Origin of the sequence: Shewanella nanhaiensis, from assembly GCF_019457885.1 — a bacterium.
GTDB classification, from domain to species: Bacteria; Pseudomonadota; Gammaproteobacteria; order Enterobacterales; family Shewanellaceae; genus Shewanella; species Shewanella nanhaiensis.
The window spans coordinates 93,806-102,032 of the sequence record NZ_JAHZST010000019.1 but is presented as its reverse complement, the minus strand read 5'-3'; the positions used below and the strand labels follow the sequence as shown (position 1 = coordinate 102,032).

The window sequence follows — 8,227 nt, the reverse complement described above, 5'->3', positions numbered from 1 at the left end:
TCCCTCTAAAGAGCCGTTCGAGACTAGGACGTTGATAGGTCAGGTGTGTAAGCGTTGTGAGGCGTTGAGCTAACTGATACTAATGACTCGTGAGGCTTAACCATACAACCCAGATGGGTTTTACCTGGAATGAGTCCAATCATTTCGCGGCATTTCCTCCGTCCATGGAGGTCATGCAAGTAACATGGTTTTGCTTAACTGAAAGAATATGAAGTACTTGATTTAGTGTGACTTAGTTATTTAGAAAGCTTTTCAAATTTATAATTTTGGTTAATTAGGCAGGTAATTGTTTGGCTGACAAAGCCGTGACGAGCGAAGCGCGGAGTGTACTTCAGTACATGAGCACTAGAGTGAGGAAACAATACCGTCAGACGGATAATTAACCAGTAAGAATTAGTCTGGAAACAATAGCATTGTGGTCCCACCTGAATCCATCTCGAACTCAGAAGTGAAACGCAATCGCGCCGATGGTAGTGTGGGGTCTCCCCATGTGAGAGTAGGTCATTTCCAGGCGCCTATTTAAGTGAAGAAGCCACCTTATTAAGGTGGCTTTTTTACGTTTGGACTTTTTTAAAATAACAGCCATTAGCTCGAGCTGACCTGAAACGATGTCAGGTGGCTTATCCACTTAAGCACGTACGTGCAATGCCACTTTGGTTTATAAAGAGTCGACGTCGGTCGATAAATGCTCCTTCAATATCGACACTTCCACCATCCATGGCGGTCGCCACGCCGCTGAGCTTGGTCAGGAACTGCATCCATGCGTTTCTGACATTCGGAACATCCGTGTACCTTGCCTCCAGTTCAGCGGCTGCGTCGCTTCTCGCTACAAAGTAGCTAAATGCTGCGCATTCAAAACACTACTTCTCCGCCCCCATGTGTCCACTACGTGGTACGAGTAGGTCATTTCCAAGCGCCTAATAAACGATAAGGCCCGTTGCATTAGCAACGGGCTTTTTTCGTTTTTAGCCTGGAAAAATGACCACTTGAACATGGGGAAATAGATAGCGCATGCGAAGCATGCCACATTTCCATGTGGAGTAGGGTGAAGTAGGCGTTGTTGGCGAAGCGCAGCTTCGTGCCTATTGAACGCGGAGAGCTGGCTCGCAGCTGGGCCATTGGAAGGCGCCTAATAACGAAAGAGTGATACCAATCGGTATAAAGATGTGATCGCTCAGCGAGAGTTTAGCGCTTCTGAGGCAAGGTCATTAATTGCTCCTGCATTAATGACATTCACCACATCCATGTAGTTTGCAACGAGTGAGGAACATAGTTGTTCTACGTTTAAGCTCGTTAACGCAGAATCAGAACCGCTAAAACTCGCCTGTAAGGAGTGTTTTTGGCTGCCTACTTCTGCGTTGAATTAACTCACAAGGGAATAACCATTCTGTCATTCATTCGCCTTGAATTAGCTTGCCAAAAAAACTCTGAGTAGATCACTTTCTTATACCGATTGGTATAAGTGCCTCAGTGTTACCATTTGCCGGAAATACAGCACCGAAAACATAGGCATATTCAAACTGTTGCTGCCGAACAACTCTTGGACGACTTCCTCTCTTGCCCATAAACGTGTCGCTGTATTTTGTTGGCCTATCCTAGCTTCATACCGATTAGTATTACAACTCATTACTGATTTGTATGATACTGAATAACGCTAATATGGAGGTGTGACTATTCCATTAAGTATGGGGCTGTCGGTGGTATCAAAGCCCATTTTTTATTAATGAGTTTAAGCTGGTGCTGATAGTTTTTAATCAAGTCGTCTGTTTTTATATCACAACTGAACTTCTTGATTGAAAATGCTGCAGTTAAGCGGTTTTTTGATAAAAAGTACTTTACCTTTTAGGGGAGTTTAAGCATAATGCGTCTCGTCAACAGGGGTATAGTTCCAATTGGTAGAACAGCGGTCTCCAAAACCGATGGTTGCGAGTTCGAGTCTTGCTACCCCTGCCAAATACAGAAAAAGCCGAGCAATAGCTCGGCTTTTTCACATCTGAAATTCACTCTTTCTTTTCGCTTTTGTCGCTTGGACTTCTAGCTTCTCTTTGCCAGATGACTTGAATGTTATCTCCCCAACCCGCAATTAGTATTAGTGTTGGATAAACTGGTATCCTAGCGGCTATCGAACTCTTTATTTTAAGTGATAGTCGCGTGGAAAAATCTGCATATTTAGACGCAATGGGAATTTCAAGGTGGAGCCAAGGAGACGGGGCGATAGACTCATACACTATTTTGGTGGATACCCTATCTCCCGAGTTAGAGACGCATCCTATTATCACAACGGTATTATCTCTTATCGATTGCCCTTTTACTCATTGCACATTTTCTAGTTCATTTGCTAAGGGAGCCAATGTTATTTGGGATATGCGAAGAGTGAAGCTACCCAAGTCGAATGCAGTGTTAACTTCTGCGCCTTTGAGTGAACTGGAGAAAACGGCGGAGAGTAAGCGGGATTTATGGAATATGATTATGGCTCAACAGGAGAAGAGTCAGTGAGTTTTAGTGCAAAGCCCTATATCGTTACTCTGAATGTCGATAATGCTCCAGAAATGGCATATATCGCCTCTCAAGCACACTCACACCCGATGAGCCAGTCGACAATCGAGTCTTGCTTTGGGCACTTATATCAAAGCTTTGGTGTTTACTTAGCAGATGAACTTCAAGGCTTCGCTATAGTGCATCAGATTTTTGAAGATGCGACGTTAATGGATATCTGCATTAGCCCTAAATCTCAAGGGGGAGGCTTTGGGCGCCTGCTACTAGAGAGTGTTATTGCATCGGTTGGTGAGAAAGGCGCTGAGACACTTTTTTTGGAAGTGAGAAAGTCTGGGATTGCTGCAATAAGCTTGTATAAAAGAGAGGGCTTTAAGGAGACTGGACATCGTAAAGGCTATTATAAAACAGCTGATGGCAACGAAGATGCGATTTTGATGGAGCTAGCTCTTTAGAGGTAAAAAATGGCGTCAGCTAATTAAATTAGCAGCGCCATTTAATCTATTTGAATAAAGTGGTTATTTCACTTCTTTACCTTGAGCCTGAAGATCTGCATGGTAGCTTGAGCGAACCATAGGACCGCATGCAGCATGGGTAAAACCAATCTCCTCTGCAAATACTCTTAGTTCATCAAACTCTGCTGGCGGTACATAACGCTCAACTGGCAGGTGGAACTTAGAAGGCTGAAGGTACTGGCCTAAAGTGAGCATCTCAACGTTATGAGCGCGCAGATCTTTTAATACCTGTGCTATCTCTTCGTTGGTTTCACCTAATCCCATCATCAGACCTGACTTAGTAGGTACATTTGGGTGACGCTCTTTAAACTTCTTAAGCAGATCCAGTGACCATTGGTAATTCGCACCAGGACGGGCCTTGCGATAGTGCATTGGCGCTGTTTCTAAGTTGTGGTTAAAGACATCTGGTGGCTCAGTGGCTAGGATGTCGAGTGCGGCATCGATGCGACCACGGAAATCTGGAACTAAGGTCTCAATCTTTATTTCAGGGTTTAATAAGCGGATCTCACGAATACAATCGGCAAAGTGCTGGGCACCACCATCACGAAGGTCGTCACGATCGACAGAGGTGATCACGACATACTTTAGCTTCATATCTTTGATTGTTTGCGCTAGTTTTTTAGGCTCCTGCGCATCAGGTTTTAATGGTCGCCCATGGGCAACATCGCAGAAGGGGCAGCGACGGGTACAGATAGCACCTAAGATCATAAAGGTCGCTGTGCCGTGGTTAAAACACTCTGCTAGGTTAGGGCATGATGCCTCTTCACACACTGAATGTAGGCCATTGCTTCTTAAAGCCTGCTTAATCTCATCGATACGTTGGCTTGAAGAGGGAAGTTTTACCCTTAGCCAGTCGGGCTTTCGTAACATGGTTTCGCGTTCGGAGGGCACGACTTTAACTGGGATGCGTGATACTTTATCCGCATCTCTAAGTTTAACACCTGGTTGTAATCTTTCTGGCCTACTCATATGACTGTGACAATCCTTGATGATGAACTAGATTCTGATAGCCTAAGTTGTGGCTAAATGTTTTAACGAGCTGCTCACCTGCCTCTTCGACAGTTTGAGGTCCGCCTAATTGTTTGCATTGCACCATCTCTAAACCGGCATAACCACATGGGTTAATTCGCTGGAATGGGCTCATATCCATATCGACATTAAGCGCTAAACCATGAAAGGAGCAGCCCTTACGGATCCTTAGTCCTAATGATGCGACTTTGCGTTCATCGACATAAACGCCAGGAGCATCAGCTTTGGCATAGGCTTTGACTTGATAGTTTTCAAGCATCTGCACTATGCTATTTTCGATATCGGTCACCAGTTGGCGTACACCGATTTTTAACCGCTTAATATTGATAAGAGGATAAGCCACAAGCTGGCCTGGTCCGTGATACGTGACTTGACCTCCTCGGTCTACCTGAATGACAGGAATATCACCGGGATTTAAGATATGTTCACTTTTCCCCGCCTGACCTTGGGTAAACACAGGAGGATGTTCAACTATCCAGAGCTGATCTGGGCTGGAACTATCTCGATTATCTGTGTATTCCTGCATCGCGTGCCATACAGACTCGTAATCTTGTTGACCAAGATACCTTACGTGCAATGTGCTCTGAGACAAGGGCAACCTCTCCCCTAAACAATAATGGCGGCATTATACTCCTCTAACTGATAATTGTAAGCCAGATCACACTTACATGGCGCTTAGGTAACTGATTAAGTTAGCGTGAGCTGTTAAAACCTGTTATCAGAGAGAAATAAACTTATAAAACGCGCTTTACGCCTTCGATAGCAGCAAGATCAATATAGAGGGATTCGACCTGCTCTTTGCTTTGCACTGTCACTCTGATCGTGATGGAGTTATAAGTGCCCTTGCTTGAAACCTTACTGCTCGGTACGTAATCACCTGGTACATGCTTTTGCACAACGGCGACAACTCTGTCAGCCAGTGTTTCGCTTGCATCACCAACAACCTTGTACGGAAAAGAGCAGGGGAACTCCATTAATTCATCAAATTTTGTATCTAACATCGCACATCTCTCACTATTTCAAAGGGACCAATTGACCCTATATGGTGCCTATTATACCTAATTCAAGGTGTGTTGAGCAAAATGCAAAAAGCCACCTTAAGGTGGCTTTTTGTACATAAGGTAAGGTTTAGCTAAACCAACCTGTGAACATCTGGGTGAAGTAGTCCATTAACTTACTGAACCAACTGCCTTCATTTACCTCTTGTAAGGTAACAAGTGGGAATTGAGCGATATCTTTACCGTTTAGTTGGAAGTAGATACGGCCGACAGTCTCTCCTTTTGCCAGTGGTGCAGTAAGCTCTTTTGTGAGCTCAAAGTTGGCTTGTAGGTTTTTAGCTTGGCCACGATTGATTGTGATAGGTGTATCTGTGGTAACCCCTAAATCAACAGATTCTTTGTCGCCGTACCAGATTTTCTGAGTAACGAAACTGTCACCAGCCTTGTATGGCGTGATGGTTTCAAAGAAACGGAAGCCATAATTTAAGATCTTTTTGCTTTCAGCTTTACGAGCCGCTTCGCTCTTCGTGCCCATTACAACAGCAACTAAGCGCATGCCATCTTTGGTCGCTGAGGTCACTAAGTTGTAGCCTGCACCAGAAGTATGACCTGTCTTAATACCGTCAACATGCATACTCTTGTCCCAGAGCAACCCATTACGGTTATATTGCTTGATACCGTTGTATGTGAACGATTTCTTCTTATACAGAACATACTCTTCAGGTACGTCGCGGATAAGTGCAGCCCCTAAAATGGCCATATCATAAGCGGTTGTTTTATGGTTTTCAGAATCCAGTCCGTGAGAGTTCTCAAAGTAACTGTCCTGCATTCCAAGTTGCTTGGCCCATGAGTTCATCAGATCAACAAAGCCATCTTCGGTACCAGCAATATGCTCGGCCATAGCGACACAGGCATCGTTACCCGACTGGATAATAATACCGTGGTTAAGATCGTCTACAGTGACCTGCTTACCGACTTCAATAAACATCTTAGAAGAATCAGGAAAGTTCTTTGACCATGCTTTTTTACTGATGGTCACCTGATCATCGGGAGAGATATTACCGACTTTTATCTCATGGCCAATAACATAACTGGTCATCATCTTAGTCAAGCTGGCTGGATTTAAACTTTCGTAGGCGTTCTCTTCTGCAATAACCTGTCCTGTATTGTAATCCATTAAGACAAAGGCTTTAGCTGCCACGGTTGGCGCATTTGGCGTCACAACGGGAGCGGCGAAAACAAAAGAGGATGCAAGGCTAGTTGCAAGAATAAGTGATTTTAATGGTCGATTTAAAAAATTCATATCAATTAAGGCACGTCTTATTTGGTTATATTCAGAATCGTAAGCTTGCGAGAGTATATCATTAGTCGACAAGCTTATTCAGTGAAGGTTCATTAATCTTTAACTATTAGCGGTTATCCAAATCTATTCAGAGATCAAATAGCTTTGAGGGTAACCATCGGACTTTAATTCCAGATTAAGCTGAGTTGCCAACTGTTGGCGACCAATTGGGCCTAGCTGTAATTTATAGAGATTATTACTCTGCTGCAATCGGGTTTTAACCTGATATTTATCTTCTAGTTGCTTTGCGAGCTTGTCGACCTTGGTTTTGTCTGAAGATGCCAAAATCTGAATATAGTGCAGCTTGGTCTCTTTAAGCTCTGCGAGCGCAATTGATTCGGGGTTCTCAATGTATATCACCTCAATATCCACTTTTGCTGTGCCAGTCTTTAACATGTCTAATCTGTGAGCGGCAGCGTAGGAGAGATCGATTATCCTATCTTCATGAAAAGGGCCTCTGTCATTAACACGAACAATGACCTGCTTATTATTTGCCTGATTAGTCACTCTGACATAACTAGGCAGTGGCAGAGTCTTATGGGCCGCCGACATGGAGTACATATCATAGGTCTCGCCATTTGAAGTTAGATGGCCATGAAACTTGCTTCCATACCAAGATGCCGTACCACTGTTACGGTAACCTTTTCCTGTGTCCATCACCTGATAGGACTTGCCTAGCACAGTGTAGTTTTTCTTATTTCCACCACGACTATATGCCTCATATTTTGGGTGTGCGTCTTCAACCTTAGTCATATCCGGGGCGCTAGTCGGGGCCTTATCATTGGCCATCTGGTAGCGACTGTTATTTGAGCTTGAACAAGCTGATACGAGCAATACAAGCGAGGCTATTGTTATGGCTTTAGAGAGTTTATTGTGCATCGTGAGCCTTCTTTAATTGCTGGCTGAATTGGTAAACGGCCATAGCATAAAGCGGGCTTCGATTATAACGGGTGATCACGTAAAAGTTCTTGAGACCGAGCCAGTATTCACTCTTAGCTTCCTGCTCTAACTCTATGACTAGCGCAGGTTGAGAGACGTCGAGATCAATCGATTCTGCTAGGGCGAGGGATGGGGATAGAATATCGGAGACTTGGTAATGTAAACGCTCACCTGACCAGACTTTTAACGGCTTTGGGAGTCCATCTGTTTCGGCTAAAGGAATGGCGACAGGTGCATTGGCTACCCAGCCATGCTGATGAAAATAGTTCGCGACACTGCCGATGGCATCGACTGGATTATTAAGCAGATCTCGCTGACCGTCATTATCAAAATCAACGGCGTAGTGGCGGTAACTAGAGGGGATAAATTGGCCATAGCCCATGGCGCCAGCGTAAGAGCCTTTAAGCTCTTGTATATTTAACCCCTCCTCTTTGGCTAGGCTCTGTAGGTTTCCTAGCTCTTTTCTGAAAAAGGTAGCGCGCGGTGGATAGTAGAAACCGAGTGTATAGAGGGCATCGACAACTGGATAGTTCCCCATATAACCGCCATAAAAGGTCTCAATACCTATAATGGCGATGATGATTTGTGGATCGACATTAAACTCTTTAGCTGCTCGCTCAACTGTCGCTTCATGTTCTTTCCAAAACTTTAGGCCAGCCTGAAGGCGTTTTTCTGTGAGAAAAATAGGGTAATACTGATGCCAAGGCTTAGCTTCCCAAGGCTTTGTCATGGCATCTATCACGCCTTGGTTAAACTGACCGGAAGAGAGAAAGCTGTTTATCTCGGTATCGCTAAAGCCTAAAGCTCGCTGAGTATCATGAAATTCAGACTTTAATAGCGCTGCTGCTTGTTCAATCGTTTCGTCAGACTGAGCAGAAACTGGCGCTGTAATACAGATCGTGCCCATAAGG

Annotated in this window: 9 protein-coding genes, 1 tRNA gene, 2 rRNA genes and 1 pseudogene; 5 read left to right on the top strand and 8 right to left on the bottom strand. The window is 44.3% G+C overall.

Annotation, left to right across the window (positions count from 1 at the left end):
- Both K0625_RS20755 and rrf read left to right on the top strand, forming a co-directional pair.
- Positions 1–104 (top strand): 23S ribosomal RNA (locus K0625_RS20755); the annotation flags it as partial.
- A 293-nt stretch (positions 105–397) separates the two neighbouring features.
- A 5S ribosomal RNA gene (gene rrf, locus K0625_RS20750) occupies positions 398–513 on the top strand.
- Positions 514–620: 107 nt separating this feature from the next.
- Here the strand turns inward: rrf and K0625_RS20745 are convergent.
- Both K0625_RS20745 and K0625_RS20740 read right to left on the bottom strand, forming a co-directional pair.
- Positions 621–758 carry a hypothetical protein gene (locus K0625_RS20745; protein ID WP_220111382.1) on the bottom strand — a complete coding sequence of 46 codons (138 nt, stop codon included), beginning with the start codon at positions 756–758 and terminating at the stop codon, positions 621–623.
- Between the two features lie 699 nt (positions 759–1,457).
- Positions 1,458–1,603: pseudogene (locus K0625_RS20740) on the bottom strand (IS630 family transposase); the annotation flags it as partial.
- Positions 1,604–1,876: 273 nt separating this feature from the next.
- On the opposite strand from K0625_RS20740, the gene K0625_RS20735 reads away from it, so the two are divergent.
- The 3 genes from K0625_RS20735 (at position 1,877) to rimI (ending at position 2,948) form a co-directional block, all read left to right on the top strand.
- Positions 1,877–1,953: transfer RNA gene (locus tag K0625_RS20735), tRNA-Trp, on the top strand.
- Between the two features lie 198 nt (positions 1,954–2,151).
- The gene (locus tag K0625_RS20730; RefSeq protein ID WP_333473884.1) at positions 2,152–2,496 is read left to right on the top strand and encodes a hypothetical protein; all 345 of its coding nucleotides are present in this window, start codon (positions 2,152–2,154) and stop codon (positions 2,494–2,496) included.
- Positions 2,493–2,948 carry a ribosomal protein S18-alanine N-acetyltransferase gene (rimI, locus tag K0625_RS20725; protein ID WP_333473883.1) on the top strand — a complete coding sequence of 152 codons (456 nt, stop codon included), beginning with the start codon at positions 2,493–2,495 and terminating at the stop codon, positions 2,946–2,948. The genes K0625_RS20730 and rimI overlap by 4 nt, the downstream gene beginning before the upstream one ends.
- Before the next feature lie 63 nt (positions 2,949–3,011).
- Here the strand turns inward: rimI and lipA are convergent, their stop codons facing one another.
- The 6 genes from lipA to mltB all read right to left on the bottom strand — a co-directional run bounded on the left by lipA (position 3,012) and on the right by mltB (position 8,223).
- Positions 3,012–3,977, bottom strand: coding sequence for a lipoyl synthase (gene lipA / locus K0625_RS20720; protein WP_220111381.1), 966 nt, complete (start codon positions 3,975–3,977; stop codon positions 3,012–3,014).
- Positions 3,970–4,629 (bottom strand): lipoyl(octanoyl) transferase LipB, encoded by a 660-nt coding sequence (lipB, locus tag K0625_RS20715; RefSeq protein ID WP_220111380.1) that lies wholly within the window; start codon positions 4,627–4,629, stop codon positions 3,970–3,972. Before lipB ends, lipA begins: the two co-directional genes overlap by 8 nt.
- Positions 4,630–4,771: 142 nt before the next feature.
- Positions 4,772–5,038, bottom strand: a complete 267-nt coding sequence (gene ybeD, locus K0625_RS20710) for a DUF493 family protein YbeD (RefSeq protein ID WP_012326305.1) — start codon at positions 5,036–5,038, stop codon at positions 4,772–4,774.
- A 127-nt stretch (positions 5,039–5,165) separates the two neighbouring features.
- Positions 5,166–6,338, bottom strand: coding sequence for a serine hydrolase (locus K0625_RS20705; protein WP_220111390.1), 1,173 nt, complete (start codon positions 6,336–6,338; stop codon positions 5,166–5,168).
- A 123-nt stretch (positions 6,339–6,461) separates the two neighbouring features.
- On the bottom strand, positions 6,462–7,256 hold the full coding sequence (locus K0625_RS20700) for a septal ring lytic transglycosylase RlpA family protein (RefSeq protein WP_220111379.1): 795 nt from the start codon (positions 7,254–7,256) through the stop codon (positions 6,462–6,464).
- Positions 7,246–8,223: a lytic murein transglycosylase B gene (gene mltB / locus K0625_RS20695; protein ID WP_232847218.1), complete on the bottom strand. Its 978-nt coding sequence runs from the start codon at positions 8,221–8,223 to the stop codon at positions 7,246–7,248. Before mltB ends, K0625_RS20700 begins: the two co-directional genes overlap by 11 nt.
- Between the last annotated feature and the right edge of the window lie 4 nt (positions 8,224–8,227).